Raw genomic sequence first — 21,625 nt, forward strand, 5'->3', positions numbered from 1 at the left:
ATGAATTGCCGGAACGACAGAATGCAGAATGCAGGGGGCAGTAGCATCGGCATAATCGTGTTGTGGGCGATATAACCCAGTTGCGAATCGAACATTTTCAGGCGCCACTCTTTCTAAGATCGGTCTCGAAAGAGATTGAACAGCCCGTTGTTAATAGGGGATTATCAGCATAGAACTCTAGAAGGTGGCGTTAATTACTTCAGTTAACGCAGTATTTAGGACTTGGTCGCATAAAATATGATGACTAGATTTTACTGTCGATTATAAGCATTGGTTTATGCTTACCATGACTGACTATTCGATAGCAGAAGCTTAGTAGAGTGGTAATGGACAATGCTAAATCGACTTCTAAAATTAAGATAATATCTGTTAGATACAGATGGGATTATAGTGCCAATTAGATAGATATTCCTAAAATAGTGATAGTTGAAGCATCATGTTTAGAGTTAATCTAGAGTTCTTGTATTTTCTCGTCTAGCAACTTGGCCAGTAACGGAAATATATAGTGTGTCGAAAGAGCATAATTGGGTTTGCTTTATTGCTTTCTTGATTGAAAAAAAGGCAGTCAGAGGGTTTGCCTTAAAAAGTACTTTACCTTTTTAGTCTGTTTACGCATAGTAACGACTTCAACAGGGGTGTAGCTCCAATTGGTAGAGCGGCGGTCTCCAAAACCGCATGTTGTGAGTTCGAGTCTCCCCACCCCTGCCAAATTAGAAGAAGCCGAGCATTAGCTCGGCTTTTTTGCATCCGCTATTTTCTCACTCTTTTTTGGTGCTGCTATTTGGGCTGCTTTCTACACATTTACGCTGTTATGCGTGTGTTGACCGAAAAACCTGCAGTCGATAGCTTTTATATAAAAAAGTACTTTACCTTTTAGGTCTGTTTACGCATAATGCGTCTCGTCAACAGGGGTGTAGCTCCAATTGGTAGAGCGGCGGTCTCCAAAACCGCATGTTGTGAGTTCGAGTCTCCCCACCCCTGCCAAATTAGAAAAAGCCGAGCATTAGCTCGGCTTTTTTGCATCTGGAATTTAGAAACCTCAACGTTAGGATTAGATGGCTTCACAAGCTTGCGAGTGAACTGTTATCCTTACTCACCTTTATTCTCTTTTGAGCCAGCATGAAATCGAATGACTACTTAGATGCAATGGGGATTACCCGTTGGGTAAAAGCTAAATTGAAGGCTGAGGTATCAACCGTACTGGTGAGTCCGCGTAGGCTGACTGAGACTGACAGCCCCATCATTTCTAAAGTGCTTGAGATGCTTGGTTACGATCGTAACCATGTACGTTTTGCCACAAGTGCTGAATCAAATTCAAAAGTCATTTGGGATATGCGCGGTAAACAAGTGGACAGCGTTGACAATATATTAATCTCGGCTCCGATTAATGAGATTGAATCTAACCCTGAAGCTAAAAAGTTACTATGGCGTAATATGCAGCCCTTTATCGTTAAAAAGGATTCAGAGTGACCGTTATCCCTCTTACTGAACTATCGACGCCTGAGATGGCGCTAATAGCGGCCAGTGCGCATAGTCACCCGATGTCTGAGTCGACAATAAAGAGTTGCTTTGGGCCTTTGTATACTTGCTTAGGTGTATATGAAGGCGATGAGTTGTGTGGCTTTGCGATATTGCATCAGATTTTTGAAGATGCGACCTTAATGGATATCTGTGTTGAGCTTAAGCATCAAGGTAAAGGTTACGGCAAAGCCTTGCTTGATACTGTGATTAGACAAGCTCAAGCTAAAGAGGCTGAAACGTTAATGCTTGAAGTGCGAGAGTCTGGTGTGGGTGCTAGGGCATTATATGTAAAGGCTGGCTTTGAGCAATCAGGGGTGCGTAAAGCTTACTATAAGACCGCAGGCGAACCTGAAGATGCCATATTAATGACTTTGACCTTTTAGAACGCATAATCTGTATGAATTGTAGATAAAAAATAGCGCCAGATAGGCGCTATTTTTTTATCTTTTTATCGCTGACACAAGTGAAGCTATTTAACTTCTTTACCTTGTGCTTGCAGGTCTGCATGGTAGCTTGAGCGAACTAAAGGTCCACAAGCTGCATGGGTAAATCCAATGCTTTCTGCTAATACTTTTAACTCATCAAACTCTGCTGGAGGCACGTAGCGCTCGACTGGCAGATGGAATTTTGATGGTTGCAAGTATTGACCTAAGGTTAGCATCTCAACATTGTGAGCCCGAAGATCGTGCAGCACTTGCGCTATCTCTTCGTTAGTTTCACCCAATCCCATCATTAGCCCTGATTTTGTCGGTATGTCAGGATGACGATCTTTAAACTTCTTAAGTAGATCGAGTGACCATTGGTAGTTCGCACCTGGTCGCGCTTTACGATAGTGCATCGGCGCTGTTTCTAAGTTGTGGTTAAACACATCTGGCGGCTCAGTCGCTAAAATCTCGAGCGCTTTATCGATGCGGCCACGGAAATCAGGCACTAAGGTTTCAATCTTAATTTCAGGATTTAATACGCGGATTTCGCGAATACAATCAGCAAAGTGTTGTGCACCACCATCACGCAGGTCATCACGGTCTACTGAGGTGATTACCACGTACTTAAGCTTCATATCCTTGATGGTTTGAGCTAGTTTCTTCGGCTCTTCTCCATCAGGCTTTAGTGGGCGTCCGTGTGCAACGTCGCAGAAAGGACAACGTCGAGTACAGATAGCACCCAAAATCATAAAGGTGGCTGTACCGTGGTTGAAACACTCAGACAGGTTAGGGCATGACGCTTCTTCGCAAACTGAGTGCAAACCATTCTTACGTAGGGCTTGTTTTATCTCTGTAATACGCTGATTAGAAGCGGGTAGCTTAACGCGCAGCCAATCGGGCTTTCTCAGCATGGTGTCGCGCTCAGAAGGGACAACTTTCACTGGAATGCGGGAAACCTTGTCTGCGTCTCTTAACTTAACGCCAGGTTGTAATCTTTCAGGCCTATTCATAATGATTCTGGTAATCCTTGATGATGAACTAGATTGCTTAAACCAAGCTCGTGGCTAAGGGTTTCTATTAACTGTTTTCCAGCTTCTTCGACAGTTTGTGGTCCACCGAGCTGTTTGCATTGGATCATCTCCATTCCGGCATACCCACATGGGTTGATGCGTTGAAAGGGGGACATGTCCATATCTACATTGAGAGCCAATCCATGGAAAGAGCATCCTTTTCTAATCCGTAGACCGAGTGATGCAATTTTTCGTTCTTCCACATACACGCCAGGTGCATCAGCTTTAGCATAAGCTTCTACATCATAACGTTTGAGCATGTTGACAATACTTTGTTCAATATGAGTGACGAGTTGTCGTACACCCACTTTGAGTCGTTTAATATCTAACAGAGGATAAACAACCAATTGTCCTGGGCCGTGGTAAGTCACCTGACCGCCGCGGTCAACTTGGATAACTGGGATGTCTCCAGGATTGAGGATATGCTCACTCTTGCCAGCTTGGCCTTGAGTAAAGACGGGCGTATGTTCAACAATCCAGATCTCGTCAGGACTGTTTTCATCGCGATTATCTGTGTAGTGCTGCATCGCATGCCACACTGATTCGTAATCTTGCTTACCAAGATGTCGAATATGCAAAACGCTTTCTAGCAAGGGCAACCTCTCCCCCAAATATAAGTGTGGCTATTATACGCCTCAATTTGATAAATGTAAGACAGATCACATTTATCAGCAACGAGTAATATTTATAAGACGCGTTTAACACCCTCTATTTTGGCAAGTTCGACGTATAAAATTTCTACATGTTCTTTACTAAGGACCGTTACTCGAATGGTGATTGAGTGATAAGTGCCTTTACTTGAGACTTTCGTGCTTGGCGAGTAATCGCCTGGAGCATGTTGTTGGACAACAGAAACAACACGTTCGGCTAAAGTTTCGTGAGCTTCACCGACAACTTTGAATGGAAATGAGTTTGGGAATTCCATTAATTCATCAAATTTAGTATCTAACATTTTTTTACTCTCAGCAATTTCTCTAACTGTTATATGGTGTCAATTATAGCGAATTCAAGTGTACTAATACCAATTGCATTAAGTATCTGTTCATTCAGTGGGAGTTCAAAGCGCTGAAGGCAAGTCGGAAGCTTGAAGTTAATAGTTATTCTATAGCAAGAGATTCTGCCGCAGCATGCAGCGCTTTGAAACCCACCCAAAGGGAAGCACTCAGGCATTCCACTTCTGCTTTACATTGGCTCACAAGGGAATACCATTCTCTCGCCAATGTACCTTGAATTGAAAAGGTTGAGCGTTTCTGAATTGACGACTTACTTAATTCAATTGGTTCTAGGTAATATCAAAGCTATTAAACGCAAAAAGCCACCCTGAGGTGGCTTATAATCGCGTTTGTCTGATTAGCTCAACCAACCTTCAAACATCTGCTTAAAGTAATCCATGAGTTGACTAAACCAACTGCCCTCGTTCACTTCTTGTAATGTTACAAGTGGGAACTGCGCAATATCCTTACCATTTAACTGGAAGTAGATGCGACCAACCGTTTCGCCTTTGGCGATAGGCGCTTTAAGCTCTTTGGTTAGCTCAAAGTTGGCTTGTAGGTTTTTGGCTTGCCCACGGCTAATCGTGATGGGTGTATCAGTGGTAACGCCAAGATCAATGGTTTCTCTATCGCCATACCAAATTTTTTGAGTAACGAAACTATCACCTGCTTGGTAAGGAGTGACGGTTTCGAAAAAGCGGAAGCCGTAATTAAGCAGCTTTTTACTCTCTGCTTTACGAGCTGACTCACTCTTGGTACCCATGACGACTGAAATAAGACGCATGCCATCTTTGGTCGCTGAAGTCACAAGGTTATAGCCTGCGCCAGAGGTGTGGCCAGTCTTTATACCGTCGACATTTAGGCTCTTGTCCCACAAAAGACCGTTGCGGTTATATTGCTTGATGCCATTATAAGTAAAGGATTTTTCTTTGTAGACTGCATATTCATCAGGCACATCACGAATGATAGCAGCGCCTAAGATAGCCATATCATAAGCTGTGCTTTTATGGTTCTCTGAATCAAGTCCGTGGGAGTTTTCAAAATAACTATCTTGCATGCCTAATTGTTTTGCCCATGAGTTCATCAGGTCAACAAAGCCGTCTTCTGTACCGGCGATATGCTCAGCCATTGCGACACAAGCGTCATTACCAGATTGAATGATAATGCCTTTGTTAAGCTCTGCCACCGAAACAGTTTTACCGACTTCGATAAACATTTTTGATGAATCAGGGAAGTTCTTTGACCAAGCTTTTTTACTAATAGTCACTTCATCTGAAGGTGATACGTTGCCAACTTTTATCTCATGACCAATGACATAACTGGTCATCATTTTAGTTAAGCTCGCAGGATTAAGGCTTTCGTATGCATTGTTTTCTGCAATGATCTGCCCGGTATTGTAATCCAACAAGACATAGGCTTTAGCCGCAACAGTCGGTGCATTTGGTGTCATAACTGGGGCAGCTTGTGCAGAAAATGCGGCGATTGAGGTCGCGAGCAAAAGCGTTTTTATAGGTTGGTCTAATAAGTTCATATTAATCATGCACGTCTTTATTTTTAGGAATGATGAAAGCGAAGTTCCGCAAAGTATATCATTAGTCGACAAGCTAATTCGCGCTAGGTTCATTAATCTTGTTTCATTCAGTTATCAAGTAGCTTTGTGGATAACCTTGCTGTTTGAGTGTTTCTGTCAGTTTGCTCGCTAACTGCGCTTGTCCAATCGGACCAAGCTGCAAGCGGTATAGATTGTTAGATTCTTGCAACCGGCTGTTTACTTGGTATTTTTTTTCAAGATCTTTAGCTAAGGTTTCTAGGCGTGTTTTGTTAGAAGACGCCACAATTTGGATAAAATGTAGTTCAGTCCCTTTAAGTTCTGCTAATGCAATAGATTCCGGGTTGGCAATGTAGATCACTTCAAGGCTTACATTGGCGGTGCCGGTTTTTAGCATGTCGAGTCTATGGGCGGCAGCATAGGATAAATCAATGAGTCGGTCTTCATGAAAAGGGCCGCGATCATTGACTCGAACAATGACACTTTTATTATTTTTTAGGTTAGTGACCCTCACATAACTCGGCAGTGGCAAGCTTTTGTGTGCCGCTGACATTGAGTACATATCATAGGTTTCACCATTAGAAGTTAAATGGCCATGAAACTTAGCGCCATACCAGGAGGCAATGCCTTTTTCTTGATAGCCTTGGCTGCTATCCATGACTTGATAGTTTTTACCCCGAACAGTGTAATTAGTCTTATTGCCGCCACGGCTATAGGGTTCAAACTTTGGATGAGCGTCTTCGACTTTTGATACATCTGGCGCCGTTGCTGGCGCTTTATCATCGGCAATATCGTAGCGGCTGTTTTGGTTGCTGCTAGAGCAAGCAGCCAAAATAGCGGCTAATAAGATAACAACAAGGGCGTTAGTGCGCTGCATAAGCTTGTTCAAGTTCCTGGCTAAACTGGTATACCGCCATCGCATAAAGAGGGCTTCGATTATAACGGGTGATGACGTAGAAATTCTTTAAGCCTAGCCAGTACTCATCTTTGTCAGTTTGTTCTAGCTTAACCACTAGTGCGGGTTGAGATACATCTATATCCATCGATTTAGCAAGCGCTACACTGGGTGATAAAATATCCGCAATCGTGTAGTGCATCTTCTCACCAGCCCATGTTTTTACCGCTGCAGGCAGTTCTTTAGTCAAGGTTAATTTTACTGCCACTGGCTGGTTTTGTTGCCAGCCATGTTGATGAAAGTAATTTGCGACGCTGCCAATAGCATCAACCGGACTATTGAGTAGATCTCGACTGCCATCATTATCAAAGTCTACGGAGTAGTGACGGTAACTCGAGGGGATAAACTGGCCAAATCCCATCGCACCGGCATACGAGCCTTTTAGGCTATTGATATCAAGCTTCTCCTCTTTTACTAATGCTTGCAGGTTAGCAAACTCACTGCGGAAGAAGGTTGCTCTCGGGGGGTAATGAAACCCTAATGTGTATAAAGCGTCTTTAACCGGGTAGTTGCCCATATAACCGCCGTAAAAAGTTTCTATTCCGATTATGGCGACAATTATTTGCGGATCAACATTGAACTCTTTAGCGGCTTTATCGATGGTTTCGGCATGTTCTTTCCAGAATGCTAGCCCTGCCGCGAGACGTTTTTCGGTAAGAAAAATCGGATAGTATTGGTGCCAAGGTTTAGCTTCCCAAGGCTTGGTCATAGCGTCAATAACCGCTTGGTTAAATTCCGCATTATCAATAAAGGCTTTAGTTTCGGCATCACTAAAGCCTTTAGCGCTTTGTGTTTGAATAAACTCAGCTTTTAGCTCATCGACAGAGGGTTCTATGACGTTTGCGAATGCGGAAGCCGACAAAATGGTGAGCGCTAAGGGTGTTATAAAACGGTTTAACAGTGTCATCTGCTATACAATCCTCAATGTCGATTAAACGTTTACGGTGATACCTGAATACGGTAAACACTATCGAGTTAATATTTGTTTTCGGTTGCTGTGAAGGTTATCTATCGATGAATCGTCTGTGAGTATGAATACTCATTAGAATCCCAAATCCAGTCATCAATGTCAGCATGGATGTACCACCATAACTGATTAACGGCAGTGGTACACCTACCACAGGCAATATGCCTGAAACCATGCCTATATTTACAAAAATATAAACAAAGAAGGTTAAGGTTATGCTGCCCGCTAATAATCGAGCAAAACTAGTTTGGGCTCGTGAAGCGATAACGAGTCCGCGGCCGATGACATAAAGATACAGAGTCAACAGTAACAAGCTTCCGATAAGACCGAATTCTTCACCAATGACGGCGAAGATGAAGTCCGTATGACGCTCAGGTAAAAACTCGAGTTGAGATTGAGTACCCTCCAGCCAACCTTTGCCCCAAAGCCCACCAGAACCGATAGCAATTTTAGATTGAATGATATGGTAGCCGGCACCAAGAGGGTCTTTTTCTGGATTCAGTAGCGTTAGAACGCGGGTTCGCTGGTAATCGTGCATGAAGAAAAACCATAGCGCGGGTAACATGGCTAACACCGAACCGATAAACCCGCCGACAATTCGCCAGCTCATGCCGGATAGAAACAATACAAATATACCTGATGCCGCGACCAAAATAGAGGTGCCTAGGTCGGGCTGCTTGGCGATAAGTAAGGTTGGCACCAGTAAAATGACGATAGCGCCGGCTAAATAGCGTTTTTTAGGCGGCAGTGGGAACTTACTGATATACCAAGCCATGGTGATCGGGAAAGCGAGTTTCATTAACTCAGAAGGCTGGAACTCCATAAAGCCAAGATTGAGCCAGCGTTGTGCTCCTTTATTAATCTCGCCAAAAAAATGTACTCCAAGTAGCAATATTATTCCCGTAATGTAGATGGGGAACGCCCAGCGGCGAAAAACTTCAGGGTTTATTTGCGCGACGGCAAACATGATCACCAGAGACAAGCCCATACGCACTAATTGGCGGTCCATTAAGGCTAAGTCTTCACCGCCAGCGGAGTAGATAACAAATAGCCCAAAGCCCATTAATGCTAATAGTCCAATGAGCAAAGGCAGATCAATATGTAGGCGCTGCCATATATTTTGCCGATGGTTGTGTGCACTCATTCTTTTTTGTCCCATGAATCTCTTAGTAAATACTCATCAAGTAGAGCCCGTGCTACAGGGCCGGCATTCTTACCACCCCAACCCGCATTTTCAAGCACTACAGCCAGTACTATCGTGGGGTTCTCATAGGGTGCATAGGCAATAACCAATGCATTGTCTCGTAAGCGTTCATCAATGGTATCAGCGTCATACTTAGCATCTTCTGCCAGACTGAACACTTGAGCTGTACCTGTTTTCATTGCAGCAGTATATTTGGCATCTTTGAAACGAGATTTGTGCGCGGTGTCCCGCATAGCTTCACTAATGATGTCCCAGTTCTTTGGATTGTTAAGCACAATGGGAGCCAGTTCGTCTGTGGGCGAATCAATTTTGGCAGTTTGGTCTTGAATTGATTTAAGTAGATGCGGTACAAAACGGCGGCCTTTATTGGCCATAATAGTTGCAGCATTTGCCAGCTGTAGTGGGGTTGTAGTCCAGTACCCCTGACCAATACCCACGGAAATGGTATCACCAATATACCAAGGCTGATTATAGCGCAGACGTTTCCAATCTTTAGATGGCATGATACCGGCGGATTCTTCATAGATATCGATACCCGTACGCTCACCAAACCCAAAGGGTTCCATAAATTTGGCAATGGCATCGACCCCTGTTTTATAGGCTAAATCATAGAAATAGGTATCGCAGGAACCAACGATAGCGCTGTTAACATCAACCCAGCCATGACCCCAACGCTTCCAATCTCGGTATTTGCGTTCAACCCCTGGGATCTGCCAAAAACCAGGATCCCAAATACGGGTTTTTGGTGTGATAGCCTTACTTTCTAGCCCCAGTAGCGCAAGGTGTGGTTTCACCGTCGATGCTGGAGCATATTGGCCTTGGGTTGCACGGTTAATTAATGGACGTGATGTTGAATTGAGCAGCTTGTTATAAGCTTTACTGCTAATACCGTGAACAAATGGGTTTGGATCGTAAGTTGGACTTGATAAAAGAGCTAAAATTCCGCCATCGCGTGGATCAATAGCAACCACCGAACCACGGCGACCATTGAGTAATTCCATGGCCTTTTTTTGCAGATTAAGGTCTAAGGTTAGGTATATATCTTGGCCAGGAACCGGTGGCTCTGATTTTAATGTACGAATGGTACGACCGCGGTTATTGACCTCTTCTTCCAGATGACCTGGTTTACCGAGTAGCATGCTTTCGTAGAATTTTTCTATACCCAGTTTGCCAATATCTTTGGTGGCGGCGTAGCGGCTCCACTGATTATTTTTCTCAAGCGATGTTCTGTCGCGACCGTTGATTCTTCCAACGTAGCCCAACGCATGAGTCATTAGGCCATTATAAGGGTAATGGCGTTTTAACCCCGCTTCTATCGAAATACCAGGGAATCGATGTTGATTAACACTAAACTCCGCGACTTGCTCTTCAGTCAATTTATTCTTTATGGTGAGAGGTTTAAAGCGGCGGTGGTATTTAAGTGCTTCAATGACACTCTCTTTTTCATCATCAGTGAGAGAGACTATTTGGCCAAGTTGGTCCAAGGTTTCACTGATGTTGTCGACTTTTTCAGGCACCATTTCCAAAGAGAAGAAAGGTTGATTTTCGGCAAGTAACTGTCCATTACGGTCGTATATAAGACCTCGACTCGGGGCTACAGGTACGACCCTGATCCGGTTATCGTTGGATCGTGTTTCATAATCGTTGTATGAGAGGATTTGCAGCTGATACAGATTGACGAAAAGTATGCTCAGCAGAATGAAAACACAAAGGAAAGTAAAAAGAGCGCGACGTTTAAACAGCGAGGCCTCAGCTGCATGGTCGTTCATGGTGATGCGCTTTCTAGGGGACACTTACATTTTCTCCTGCTCAAAAAAAGGTGCCAGGCACATATCTTATTCCCGTAAAGGTAAGACTAACTGAATGTAAAGTCGATATTATTCTCTATGGTAGGGATGATTATTATTAATGCTCCAGCCTCGGTAAAGACTTTCTGCAACAATCACTCTTACCAAAGGGTGAGGAAGGGTTAACGCTGATAAACACCAACTTTGCGCTGCTGCTTGTTTACAGTCAGGAGATAAACCCTCGGGGCCGCCAATTAACAGACTGACATCTCGGCCATCGAGTAGCCATTTGTTCATCTGTTGCGCCAGTTCTGGAGTCTTCAGGTTTTTACCTGGAAGATCGAGGCTGACAATATGGTTACCCTTAGGGATTGCCGCCAACATTAACTCGCCCTCTTTTTGGAGGATACGAGTTATATCGGCATTTTTACCGCGTTTGCCAGCAGGGATTTCAATTAACTCAAGCGCCATATCCCGAGGGAATCGGCGCTGATATTCTTTAAAACCTGTTTCGACCCAATCTGGCATGCGGGTCCCTACTGCAACTAACTGAATTTTCATTATTCAGGTTTTTCTGACCATAGCTTTTCAAGCTGGTAGAAGTCGCGAGTTTGATCTTGCATTACGTGCATGATCACATCGCCTAGGTCAACAAGAACCCATTCGCTGCTCTCACGGCCTTCGACACCTAAAATCTTTAGGCCAGCACGCTTTGATTCAACCACTAAGTTCTCTGCGATTGATTTTACATGAGTTTTTGAGTTACCTGTACAAACCACCATAAAATCGGCGATGTTAGATTTCTCTGATATGTCCATGACGACAATATCTTTAGCTTTAAGGTCTTCAACCTTATCGATTACAAATTGCTTTAGCTCGGCGCTTTCCACGCGGATACCCCATTAATTTTTAGACAGCGCGATAGTATAGCAGGTTATAGGGTTTAGATTAATAGCGAAGCTTAGAAATAATGAGATTAGCCGTGAAGATTTTTGTGGCCAGCACTAAGCCTTTGAGCCATATAGTCTATGCTGCTTTATATACAACTGGACACTGGTGGGTAATGCCTCATCAACCGATAAGCCCTTGCTAATATCGGCGCGTATCTGAGTTGACGAAAACGGCTGCTCTGTGATTGATACGCAAAAAATACCGCCGGTTTTTGGCCTGCTTTCTACTGCTGTTATTGCACTCTGTTGAGCTAACACCGTTTGCATTGGGTGCTCATCTGATAGTGTCCATCCTGGTCGCTGACACACAACTAAGTGGCACAAATCAAATAGTCTCTGCCATTGATACCAGCTTTGTAATCCTAAAAATGAATCCATCCCCATTAAAAAATAAAACTCATGCATTGGGTATTGTTGTTTTAGTGCCGTGAGCGTGGTGACAGTATAGGAGGGGGTTTCTCGACTGGCTTCAATTGCGCATAGTTGGAGTTGTGGAAATTCATTACATACCGCTTGCGCCATTGCCAATCGGTCATCAGTGCTGACATGGGTGCTGTTTTTGTGCGGCGGAATATGATTTGGCATTAGCCAGATCTCATCCAACTCAAGCTGTTGCTGCACCTCCATCGCCGGACGAAGATGACCAAAATGCAAGGGGTCGAAGGTACCGCCTAGAATGCCTATTTTCATGATTAGTCTATGGCTATATGTTCAAGTGCTTTATGAGCTTTAGCATCAAAAAGCAGACTTACATGGCTAAGTCCGGTCCAGTCTTCTATGCCTTGCTGCTTAAGTTTTAGCTCTAGTACCGATGAGGTTGAAAGCAGCGTTTTGACTTGCGACAGTGATAAACGCTTGAGTGCCTGTTGATATAAGGGCTTACGTTTGTCCCAGATGCGTAGCTTGCTCCAAAGGGCTTGTATTGGTTGGCCGCTGGTTTCCGCTGTTTTGAGCTGCAGCAAAACGGCCAACTCTTTGAATAGTGACCAGAGTATGATTGGCATTGCCACTCCCTCACTTTTTAGCTGTGACAGAATATGTTGCGCTTTGTCTTGTTGGTTACTCAACATGGCATCGGTTAGCTGGAAAACACTAAACCGCGACTGATCTTCAAAATACTGAGTTAACTGCTCCGGTTCAATCGGCGCTGTTGGGCTGAGTAACTGCAGTAACTGCAACGCTTGATCCGCGGCAAGTAAATTGCCTTCATATAATGCAAATAGCATCTCTCGGGAATCACGAGATAAAGACAATGCATAATGGCTGATCCGAGTATCAAGCCAACGCTGAAACTGTGCGCCTTCTGGGGTGATACACGGAACATAAACGCCTTTAGCGTCTAGGGATTTGAACCATTTACTCTTGGTTTGTTCTGCAGCAAGTTTAGGGCCCGTTAAAATCAACAATACATCAGGATTATCCATCTGCATTAAAGATTGGAACATGGCGCTACCTTCAGTGCCTGGTTTTGCCGTCGGCAGTGTGAGTTCAATAATACGGCGACTGGAGAACAAGCTCATGGCTTGCCATTGCTCGATTAACTCATTCCAATTGAAACCAGTTTCCTGGGTTAATTGAATTTTCTCATCGAAGCCTTGCTGTTTAGCGACTTGGTACAATGCAATTCGGCTTTGTTCACATAGCCAAGGGTCATCACCAAAAATAAGGCAGCATTGTGGCAAGGGGCTGATATTTCGCAGCAATTGATCTGGGTATACCCGCATCAATTAACCTCTATAGTAGCCAAAGTCTGAATAATACGATCGGCAGCTTGATTGCGCATCTCTTTGAGCAGCAATTGCATCTCGCGGCTCTTTGCTAGCGCAGTACGCGGATCGTCCAAATAATCGCGGTGAATATCAACTTCAAAACGCTGAGATTCAGCATTTGGCAGTTGCACAGCAAAAGAGACTTGGTAGATCAACTCATACTCAGCCACGTTACCTGTTGGATAAATAGACAGCGTTGAACGGTCTAGTGAGTCGCTAATAATGCGAACGGTTGGGATCTCATCTGTTGGCTCAACAACGGCAATACGGTTAAGTCTTAAACGTTCACGCACGAGACGAGTTAATTCACTGTATTCGTCTTGGCTGCTTAAGCTCAATGTTTGCAGCTGTTCAGGGATAGAGTAGCTTCCCTGTAATTTAAAGCCGCAACCCGCACTGAGCAGTACGCTCAGTGCTAAGGTTACTAAAAATATGCGTTTAATTAGCATAAGCTTTGTTTAGTCTTCCTTGTTTGCATTGTCGGTGTGCAAAGCAAATTAGCCTGCATTTAGTTAGCTACAATGTTGAGCAATTTGCCCGGGATGTAGATAACTTTACGAACAGTTTTGCCTTCAGTGTGCTTAACCACACCCTCTTCAGCCAACCCTGTCGCTTCAACTTCTTCTTTGCTTGCATCTGCTGCAACAGTAATTTTAGCGCGTAGCTTACCGTTAACTTGCACGATAATAAGCTTGCTGTCTTCAACCAGTGCTGCTTCGTCTACTTCTGGCCAAAGTACGTCTTCAATCGCACCGGTATTGCCCAGTTCATTCCACAAGCTAAAGCTAGTGTGAGGAATGATAGGGTAAAGCAAACGCGTCACAGCGCTTAATGCTTCTTGCATCAATGCTCTGTCTTGTTCAGTGTCAGTGGCAGCTTTTTGTAAGCGGTTCATCAATTCCATCACCGACGCGATAGCAGTGTTGAACATTTGACGACGCTCAATATCATCACCCACTTTAGCAATGGTTTTATGCAGTTCACGGCGCAGCTCTTTTTGAGCAGCGTTAAGTGACTTTAAATCTAATTCTACAGTTGGACCCGCGGCAACATGATCATGTGCTGTTTTCCACAAACGCTTAATAAAGCGATGTGCACCTTCAACACTCGACTCTTGCCATTCAAGCGTTAGCTCTGGTGGCGCGGCGAACATCATGAATAAACGAACGGTGTCAGCACCGTACTTATTGACCATCTCTTGTGGGTCAATACCGTTATTCTTAGACTTAGACATTTTGCTCATACCAGTATAAACCAACTCATGACCTTCGCTGTCTACGGCTTTAACAGTACGGCCTTTATCATCAGTCTCAAGCACTGTGACATCGCTTGGGGCAACCCAAACGCGTGCGCCTTTTGCATTGTTATAGTAGTAAGCATCAGCCAGTACCATACCTTGAGTCAGTAGACGCTTAGCGGGCTCGTCAGAGTTCACTAGACCTGAATCGCGTAACAATTTGTGGAAGAAGCGGAAATACAATAGGTGCATACAAGCGTGCTCAATGCCACCAATGTATTGATCGACTGGCAACCAGTAGTTAGCTTTAGCAGGATCTAGCATTTCATCGGCATGAGGACTGCAGTAACGCGCGTAGTACCAAGATGACTCCATAAAGGTATCGAAGGTATCTGTTTCGCGGAAAGCTTCCTGACCATTAACTTGCGTTTTTGCCCACTCTTTGTCAGCTTTAATAGGACTCTGAATCCCATCCATGACAACATCTTCAGGCAAGATAACAGGAAGTTGATCTTCAGGTGTTGGGATAATGGTTCCATCAGCCAAGGTGACCATCGGAATGGGTGCGCCCCAGTAACGTTGGCGTGAAACACCCCAGTCGCGTAGACGGAAGTTCACTTGACGTTTACCTTTGCCTTCAGCTACTAGCTTGGCATCAATGGCATCAAACGCTGCTTGAAAATCAAGACCGTCAAATTCAGCTGAATTAAACAGTACACCTTTATCAGTGTAAGCCTCTTCGCTGATATCAAGTTCGTTATCAACAGGCTTAACAACGCCTTCGATGGTTAGGCCGTATTTTTTGGCAAATTCATAATCACGTTGATCGTGTGCCGGGACCGACATAACAGCGCCAGTACCGTAGTTCATTAATACAAAGTTACCGACCCAGATAGGCACTTCTTTACCGGTTAGCGGGTGAATTGCATTAAGACCGGTAGCAACGCCTTTTTTCTCCATTGCAGCCATAGCCGCTTCAGTAGTATCAGCGTTTTTACACTCTTCGATAAAATCAGCAAGGGCAGGGTTATTCGCTGCAGCTTGCTCTGCTAATGGATGAGCGGCTGCAATAGCAACGTAAGTGACTCCCATAACAGTATCTGGGCGAGTGGTATAGATATCGAAGCTCTGGTCGCTATTAGCAACCTGGAACGTCATTTCGATACCTTCACTGCGGCCAATCCAGTTGCGCTGCATGGTCTTAACTTGCTCAGGCCATTCGTCTAACTGGTCGAGGTCATTAAGAAGCTCATCGGCATACTCAGTGATCTTAATGAACCACTGTGGGATCTCTTTTTGCTCTACAGTAGTATCACAGCGCCAGCAGCAGCCGTCGATGACTTGCTCGTTCGCGAGAACGGTTTCATCATTTGGACACCAATTAACCGATGCCGTCTTCTTGTAAACGAGGCCTTTCTCGTAAAGTTTGGTGAAAAACCATTGTTCCCAACGGTAATACTCAGGTGTACAAGTGGCTATTTCACGCGACCAGTCATAACCAAAGCCAAGCATTTTAAGCTGGTTCTTCATGTAGTCGATGTTTTCATAAGTCCATGGCGCAGGCGCGGTATTATTTTTGATTGCCGCATTCTCTGCAGGCAGGCCAAAAGAGTCCCAACCGATAGGTTGCAGAACATTTTTGCCTTGCAGTCGTTGGTAACGAGCAACAACATCACCTATGGTGTAGTTACGCACATGGCCCATATGGAGTCGACCTGAAGGGTAAGGAAACATAGAAAGGCAGTAAAACTTTTCTTTGTTTTCATCTTCGGTAACTTCAAATGTCTTTTCATCTTTCCAGTGCTGTTGCACTTTTGCTTCAATTTCAGAAGGAGTATATTGCTCTTGCATCAATGTATTTCCGGCCATTGTTTGATCTAGCGCTGTTTATGCGCGAGTTATATCGACATAGAATAAACTAGAAGTGAGTCATTAAAAAGGTTCGTCTAAGGAGTATTTATTATGAGTGAACAAAGTACTGAGTTACTTTCGCTTTACGAGGCACTAATTCAACAAATAAAAACGCAATACAGTGACGATAACTCTCTGACTGTAAAGAGTTTATATAGTCAGACTCAGACCTGTAAAGAATACTTGGCTATTAAACAGCAAGCAAAGGCTGAAGAGTTAGCTTTAGTTGAACAATTTTTAAAACGTGATATCGCCAGTTTCCTACAAGAGAGAAACGCTAAAGATCTGAGTCATAGTCCAACAATGATCACGGTTGAAAATACGTTATGGCATTGGCTCAGTGAAATTACTGACAGAAGCCAGATTGAATGGCATGAGGTGGCACAAGATTTTAAGCATCACGGCTATTATGTATCGGGCGAAATAGTTGGCCAAGGAACCATGGTATGCACGGCTTGTGGCCATGAATCGAAAATCGAATTCCCAGGGGTTCTATCTGATTGTACTGAGTGTGATAACGGCGAGTTTACTCGTGAAGCATTAGCACCTTAGCTCAATACCGTGGTCATTTTGAATGTTTTTTACGCTTATTAATCCGCATTGCTTAAATAACAATGCGGTCCTTCAATATTTACTTCTGCTTATTTACTTGTTTTCTATCCTAAAGTTACATTCCATATACTTTTTTACCACCAATCACTAAAGCTACCCGTGAACGCAGCCGATGTTAATAACAGTAATAGATGATATTCATTTCTGGTCAATCATATGGAGATGTTCGACTGGGTCGTTGTAGATGCAAGCTTTAGATTCGAGTAAAGCATCGGTAGTTTTTGGGGATTAGCATGAAGTTTGTACATAAAATTGTTATTAGCGCGAGTCTGATCTTGCTCTTGTCGCTAGGGAGCTTATCGAGCTACCAGTATTTCCAAGTTAAACAGCAGATAAATGATCAGGTCAGTCTGAGTGTGGCTGAGTTGGTCGATTCGATGAAAAATAATATAGAAGCTGTTATGGCTGAAAAAGCAGATCTTACTCGTTTTGCTGCTTCTCTATTCGAGTCAGACCTCTCGGATGAACATTTTCAGCAAGTGTTAGGTCAGCCTGTCATTAAGCAACATTTTATCTTAGCGGGTATGGGGCTGGAGTCGGGGCATTTCATCGGCAATGAAGCGAGCTGGCAACCGCAAAACTATGATCCTCGCAAGCGAATGTGGTATCAAGAGGCGAAACAAAAAGGGCGACAATTATTTACCGAGCCCTATGCTGACGCTAGCACTGGAGAGATCTTAGTGTCTGTGGCTGCACCTCTGTTTAAAAATGGTCAGTTTGAGGGAGCTATGTTTGCGGATATCAGTCTTAAAGCGTTAGCGGATATTAGTAACAAAGCGAACTTATTCGGTGCGGGTTATGCCTTTATTGTAGGCAACAACGGCGACTTTATTGCCTACCCAGATGCGAGTATGAATGGACGTCCTATGAGTCAGGTATTCGGGGAACAATTGGATGTGACTCAGAAAACTAGCCACATCAACATCGATGGTAAAATACATACTGTTATTTTTAACCCGTTATCCGGCTTAGATTGGAGTTTGGGTATCGTACTAGATGAACAGGTTATCTATGCCGCTGCTGACAAGTTGCGTGGTGACGCTATCTTCTATTCCTTGTTAGCTCTGGTCGTGGCGACGTTGCTGATGGCCGGTCTCATCAGGCATCTAATGAAACCATTGGGAATATTGAACGAAGCGATGAAAGACGTGGCATCTGGCGAAGGGGATTTGACACGACGCTTGAGCACTGAATCTGACGTTGAGTTCGCGAGTTTAGCCAGCAGTTTTAATAGTTTTGTTATCAAATTGCAAGACTTGATCCAGCAGGTAAAGGTCATTGGTGGTGAAGTTGCTATTGGGACTGAAATGACCGCAGAAGGCGCTAAATCGGCTTCTCGTGCGATGGGACAGCAGACGCAGGAGATCGAGCAACTTGCAACGGCAATGCATGAAATGGCGGTAACTGCATCGGAAGTGGCTGGAAATGCGCAGAGCGCAGCATCCGCTGTTCAGCAAGCCGATGCTGCCGTCAATGATGGTGCAGCGGCAGTGAATCAAACAACGGATTCCATTGATCATCTGTCAGAACAAATTATGCAAGCTAGCGAAGCTGTAAAAGAGTTAGAAGCAGACACTGTTAGTATCGAATCTATACTTGGCGTCATCAATGAAATCGCGGGTCAAACAAACTTATTGGCACTGAATGCCGCAATTGAGGCTGCTAGAGCCGGTGAATCGGGCCGCGGTTTTGCCGTGGTTGCTGATGAGGTTCGTAACTTGGCAGCGCGTACTCAAGAGTCCACATCGGAAATTAAGGACAAAATAGAGAAGTTACAGTCAGGAGTCGCTACGGTTGTTAATGTGATGGATGAAAGCCGTGGCACCACCCAAACCACGGTAGAAAAGGCATTGATGGCAAATGATACCCTGAAAGAGATCCGCAAGAGTATTCAGGATATTACCGACATGAATCTTCAGATAGCCAGTGCTGCAGAGGAGCAGAGCCAGGTTGCTGAAGAGATGAATAAAAATACGTCTAACATTAAAGATCTAACCATGGAGGTGGCTGATAACGCCACACAGGCTAATGCAGCCATGGTGACTCAGATGAAGCAGGTTAAGCAACAAGAAGCCCTGCTGAACCAGTTTATTGTCTAACGTTATTTTTAGTGAGTAGAGCAGATAGCAAAATACCCGTTTATAACGGGTATTTTTTTATCTCATATTTTTACATATTGAGGTTATTTAGCCTTTGTAAATCCGTTTGTCTTTAACTTTCTTATTGATACTAAACCGAATAGAAGAGCTGAAAGTAATAGCACCGGCCATTGGCCGAAGAGGGTGAAGAGTGTATGGCCTTTAACCAATGGAATATCTGCTGTTAACACACCGGCTTCGAACTGGGGGAGCTGGTGGGTGATATCGCCTTTTTCATTGACGACAGCAGTCACGCCGTTATTGGTGGCGCGGACCAAAGGTCTGCCAAGCTCAACCGAACGCATTTGAGCTATTTCCATGTGTTGTAACGGTCCGTTTGAAGTGCCAAACCAAGCATCATTAGAGACAGTTAACAGTAAGTCAGTCTGCTCATTTACGTTGGCTCTTAACTGCTCAGGAAATGCAATTTCATAGCAAATTGCTGGTGTAATCTGGTGTCCAACGGCATTTAAGTTATCTTGCAAATAATCACCACGATTAAAGGATGACATCGGCAAATTAAACAAGGGTGCTATAGGGCGTAACAGTGACTCAAATGGGACAAATTCGCCGATAGGTAACAAGTGGTGCTTTCTAAATTCATTCTTCTCTTCACCATAGTAATCGCCTTTGTCTTGTTGTTTTGCATCATAATTCCCTAAAACAATCAGTGAATTATAGTAGCTGTTACCACGCTGACTGATAATCCCAGTAATAATGGCACTGTTATTTAAATTAGCCGCTTGATTGGCATTATAAAGAAAATCTTTGACCATGTGTTCGGGGGCCGGAATAGCCGCTTCTGGCCAGACGATGAGATCTGCTGAAAACTCTGGCCGAGATAAGTCCATATACTTGAGCATTGTTGGCCACAGTGCGTCGGGCTCCCACTTCATACTCTGGGGAATATTACCTTGGACAAGCGCAACGCTGAGACTTTCGCCTTTTGACTCAACCGTGGAGGTATAGGGCGCAATAAACGTGAGCACTGCAGCTACAGGCACAATAATGAGTGCACTGCGCCAGCGTTTAACCATACCAAGCGCCAATGCGCCGGCCAGTAAAGCCACGATAAAGCTTAAGCTCAAAGTCCCCGTCATCGAGGCAATGGGCTTCAGTGGTCCTTGTGTTTGACTATAACCCGCCCAAAGCCATGGGAAGCCAGTGAGTACCCAGCCCCTAGCCCATTCCGTTAATGTCCAAAGCGCAGGGAACAACATTAAGTTACGGCTGATACTGGTTTTAGGGGCTATTTTTTGCAGTAAATAGCCGGTTAACGCTGGATAGATTGCTAAATAAAGTGCCAATAGCGCCATCAAACTCATCGATGCAATTAGCGGTATACCACCATAGGTGTCCATACTGACATGCACCCAGCTAATACCAACACAAAAGCAACCAAAGCCGAAACTTAGCCAGTAATGTAATCCTTGTTTTGCGGATAAACCGGCACTTTGATGCAGGGCAAATGCCATCGCAACGATATAAAGTGGCCAAATAGAGTAGGGGGCAAAAGCAAGCGCTGTCATGGCGCCAGCCGCAAAGGCTAGCACCAATCTCAGATAGGAATGATGGGCGAATGCCCGTAATTTACTCAGCATACAGCCTCATCATTGGGCGCTGTTAAGGGAGCCGATTGCTAGGCAACGCTCTCTTTAGCAGCTGGATCGGGAAATTTTACGCGTAATTGGATTAATCTACGGGTATCTGCGTTGACGACTTTAAACTCAATGCCTTTAATCATGACATTTTCATCACGTTCAGGCAGGTGCCCAAAAGCATGAGAAACTAAGCCACCCACGGTATCAAACTCTTCATCACTGAATTGAGTGCTAAACGCGTCATTAAAGTCATCTATCGGCGTTAATGCTTTGACCATATAGACTTGTTTTGAGATTTGTTTGATTTCAGTCTCTTCAGCTGAGTCATGATCAAATTCATCTTCAATATCACCAACAATCTCTTCGAGAATGTCTTCAATTGTCACTAAACCTGACACTCCACCGTATTCATCGACGACGATCGCCATATGATAACGTTGAGAACGAAACTCTTTTAACAATACGTCGACCCGTTTACTTTCCGGAACGACCACTGCTGGGCGGATAACTTGCCCAAGTTCAAAAGGCTTTTCATTGTTCTTAAAGCCATACTGAAGTAGATCTTTAGCGAGTAAAATACCCTCGATATGATCTTTGTCTTCATTGACTACTGGAAAGCGGGAGTGTGCTGAGCCAATAACGGTAGAGAGTAGTTCTTCTACTGTGTTGTCTATTTGAAGTGCGACGATTTGCGCGCGTGGGATCATTATGTCCCGCACTCGAAGATCGGAGACTTCCAATACACCTTTAATCATTTCACGCGTGTCTTCGCTGATCACTTCACGTAGTTCTGCACCGTGAATGACCTCAACCAATTCTTCGCGACTTTTGGGTTCGCCCTGGAATAACTGACTTACTTTTTCCAACCAGCCTTTCTTGGAGGCGTTGGTACTCGGGGGGATATCGTCACTCATAGTGTTTTATTGACTCTTTCGAG

General features: G+C 44.2%; 20 protein-coding genes and 2 tRNA genes. 6 read left to right on the forward strand and 16 right to left on the reverse strand.

Translation table 11 applies throughout. From position 1 onward, the window contains the following. Positions 1–631 precede the first annotated feature (631 nt). From CXF82_RS17800 to rimI, 4 genes are all read left to right on the forward strand, one after another. Positions 632–708, forward strand: a tRNA-Trp gene (locus CXF82_RS17800). Positions 709–907: 199 nt separating this feature from the next. Then, positions 908–984, forward strand: a tRNA-Trp gene (locus tag CXF82_RS17805). Positions 985–1,119: 135 nt separating this feature from the next. Further along, a complete protein-coding gene (locus CXF82_RS17810; RefSeq protein WP_102044686.1) occupies positions 1,120–1,470 on the forward strand; it encodes a DNA polymerase III subunit psi in 351 nt (116 codons plus the stop codon). Positions 1,471–1,505: 35 nt separating this feature from the next. After that, positions 1,506–1,904, forward strand: coding sequence for a ribosomal protein S18-alanine N-acetyltransferase (gene rimI / locus CXF82_RS17815; RefSeq protein ID WP_102044690.1), 399 nt, complete (start codon positions 1,506–1,508; stop codon positions 1,902–1,904). An 86-nt stretch (positions 1,905–1,990) separates the two neighbouring features. On the opposite strand, the gene lipA is transcribed toward rimI, so the two are convergent. From lipA to leuS, 14 genes are all read right to left on the reverse strand, one after another. Next, positions 1,991–2,956, reverse strand: a complete 966-nt coding sequence (lipA, locus tag CXF82_RS17820) for a lipoyl synthase (RefSeq protein WP_101089907.1) — start codon at positions 2,954–2,956, stop codon at positions 1,991–1,993. After that, a complete protein-coding gene (lipB, locus tag CXF82_RS17825) occupies positions 2,953–3,609 on the reverse strand; it encodes a lipoyl(octanoyl) transferase LipB (RefSeq protein WP_101090029.1) in 657 nt (218 codons plus the stop codon). Before lipB ends, lipA begins: the two co-directional genes overlap by 4 nt. A 92-nt stretch (positions 3,610–3,701) precedes the next feature. Beyond that, positions 3,702–3,968 carry a DUF493 family protein YbeD gene (gene ybeD, locus CXF82_RS17830; protein WP_101089908.1) on the reverse strand — a complete coding sequence of 89 codons (267 nt, stop codon included), beginning with the start codon at positions 3,966–3,968 and terminating at the stop codon, positions 3,702–3,704. A gap of 398 nt (positions 3,969–4,366) precedes the next feature. Then, positions 4,367–5,539: a serine hydrolase gene (locus CXF82_RS17835; RefSeq protein ID WP_101090030.1), complete on the reverse strand. Its 1,173-nt coding sequence runs from the start codon at positions 5,537–5,539 to the stop codon at positions 4,367–4,369. Between the two features lie 103 nt (positions 5,540–5,642). After that, a complete protein-coding gene (locus CXF82_RS17840; RefSeq protein ID WP_102038833.1) occupies positions 5,643–6,434 on the reverse strand; it encodes a septal ring lytic transglycosylase RlpA family protein in 792 nt (263 codons plus the stop codon). Further along, positions 6,421–7,419 carry a lytic murein transglycosylase B gene (gene mltB, locus CXF82_RS17845; protein ID WP_102038832.1) on the reverse strand — a complete coding sequence of 333 codons (999 nt, stop codon included), beginning with the start codon at positions 7,417–7,419 and terminating at the stop codon, positions 6,421–6,423. The genes CXF82_RS17840 and mltB overlap by 14 nt, the downstream gene beginning before the upstream one ends. Positions 7,420–7,516: 97 nt before the next feature. After that, positions 7,517–8,623, reverse strand: coding sequence for a rod shape-determining protein RodA (gene rodA, locus CXF82_RS17850; protein WP_101089911.1), 1,107 nt, complete (start codon positions 8,621–8,623; stop codon positions 7,517–7,519). After that, positions 8,620–10,476, reverse strand: coding sequence for a penicillin-binding protein 2 (mrdA, locus tag CXF82_RS17855; RefSeq protein WP_102044687.1), 1,857 nt, complete (start codon positions 10,474–10,476; stop codon positions 8,620–8,622). The genes rodA and mrdA overlap by 4 nt, the downstream gene beginning before the upstream one ends. Positions 10,477–10,560: 84 nt before the next feature. After that, the gene (gene rlmH / locus CXF82_RS17860; RefSeq protein ID WP_101089913.1) at positions 10,561–11,031 is read right to left on the reverse strand and encodes a 23S rRNA (pseudouridine(1915)-N(3))-methyltransferase RlmH; all 471 of its coding nucleotides are present in this window, start codon (positions 11,029–11,031) and stop codon (positions 10,561–10,563) included. Continuing rightward, the gene (gene rsfS, locus CXF82_RS17865) at positions 11,031–11,360 is read right to left on the reverse strand and encodes a ribosome silencing factor (protein WP_101089914.1); all 330 of its coding nucleotides are present in this window, start codon (positions 11,358–11,360) and stop codon (positions 11,031–11,033) included. Before rsfS ends, rlmH begins: the two co-directional genes overlap by 1 nt. Positions 11,361–11,474: 114 nt before the next feature. Then, entirely contained in the window at positions 11,475–12,110 is a 636-nt protein-coding gene (gene nadD, locus CXF82_RS17870) for a nicotinate-nucleotide adenylyltransferase (RefSeq protein WP_102044688.1), read from the reverse strand. Positions 12,111–12,112: 2 nt separating this feature from the next. Then, the gene (gene holA / locus CXF82_RS17875; protein WP_101089916.1) at positions 12,113–13,144 is read right to left on the reverse strand and encodes a DNA polymerase III subunit delta; all 1,032 of its coding nucleotides are present in this window, start codon (positions 13,142–13,144) and stop codon (positions 12,113–12,115) included. Beyond that, the gene (gene lptE, locus CXF82_RS17880; RefSeq protein ID WP_101089917.1) at positions 13,144–13,638 is read right to left on the reverse strand and encodes an LPS-assembly lipoprotein LptE; all 495 of its coding nucleotides are present in this window, start codon (positions 13,636–13,638) and stop codon (positions 13,144–13,146) included. The genes holA and lptE overlap by 1 nt, the downstream gene beginning before the upstream one ends. Before the next feature lie 59 nt (positions 13,639–13,697). Then, on the reverse strand, positions 13,698–16,277 hold the full coding sequence (gene leuS / locus CXF82_RS17885) for a leucine--tRNA ligase (protein WP_102044691.1): 2,580 nt from the start codon (positions 16,275–16,277) through the stop codon (positions 13,698–13,700). 111 nt (positions 16,278–16,388) lie between these two features. Here leuS and CXF82_RS17890 point away from each other — a divergent pair, with 111 nt between their 5' ends. Next, positions 16,389–16,889 (forward strand): zinc ribbon-containing protein, encoded by a 501-nt coding sequence (locus tag CXF82_RS17890; RefSeq protein WP_101089918.1) that lies wholly within the window; start codon positions 16,389–16,391, stop codon positions 16,887–16,889. A gap of 293 nt (positions 16,890–17,182) precedes the next feature. Further along, positions 17,183–19,048 (forward strand): methyl-accepting chemotaxis protein, encoded by a 1,866-nt coding sequence (locus CXF82_RS17895; RefSeq protein ID WP_102038829.1) that lies wholly within the window; start codon positions 17,183–17,185, stop codon positions 19,046–19,048. An 83-nt stretch (positions 19,049–19,131) separates the two neighbouring features. Here CXF82_RS17895 and lnt read toward each other — a convergent pair whose 3' ends face one another. Next, positions 19,132–20,688, reverse strand: coding sequence for an apolipoprotein N-acyltransferase (gene lnt / locus CXF82_RS17900; RefSeq protein WP_101089920.1), 1,557 nt, complete (start codon positions 20,686–20,688; stop codon positions 19,132–19,134). Positions 20,689–20,726: 38 nt separating this feature from the next. After that, positions 20,727–21,602 (reverse strand): CNNM family magnesium/cobalt transport protein CorC, encoded by an 876-nt coding sequence (corC, locus tag CXF82_RS17905; RefSeq protein ID WP_101089921.1) that lies wholly within the window; start codon positions 21,600–21,602, stop codon positions 20,727–20,729. Between the last annotated feature and the right edge of the window lie 23 nt (positions 21,603–21,625).

Origin of the sequence: Shewanella sp. GutDb-MelDb, from assembly GCF_002836075.1 — a bacterium.
In the GTDB taxonomy this organism is placed as follows: domain Bacteria; phylum Pseudomonadota; class Gammaproteobacteria; order Enterobacterales; family Shewanellaceae; genus Shewanella.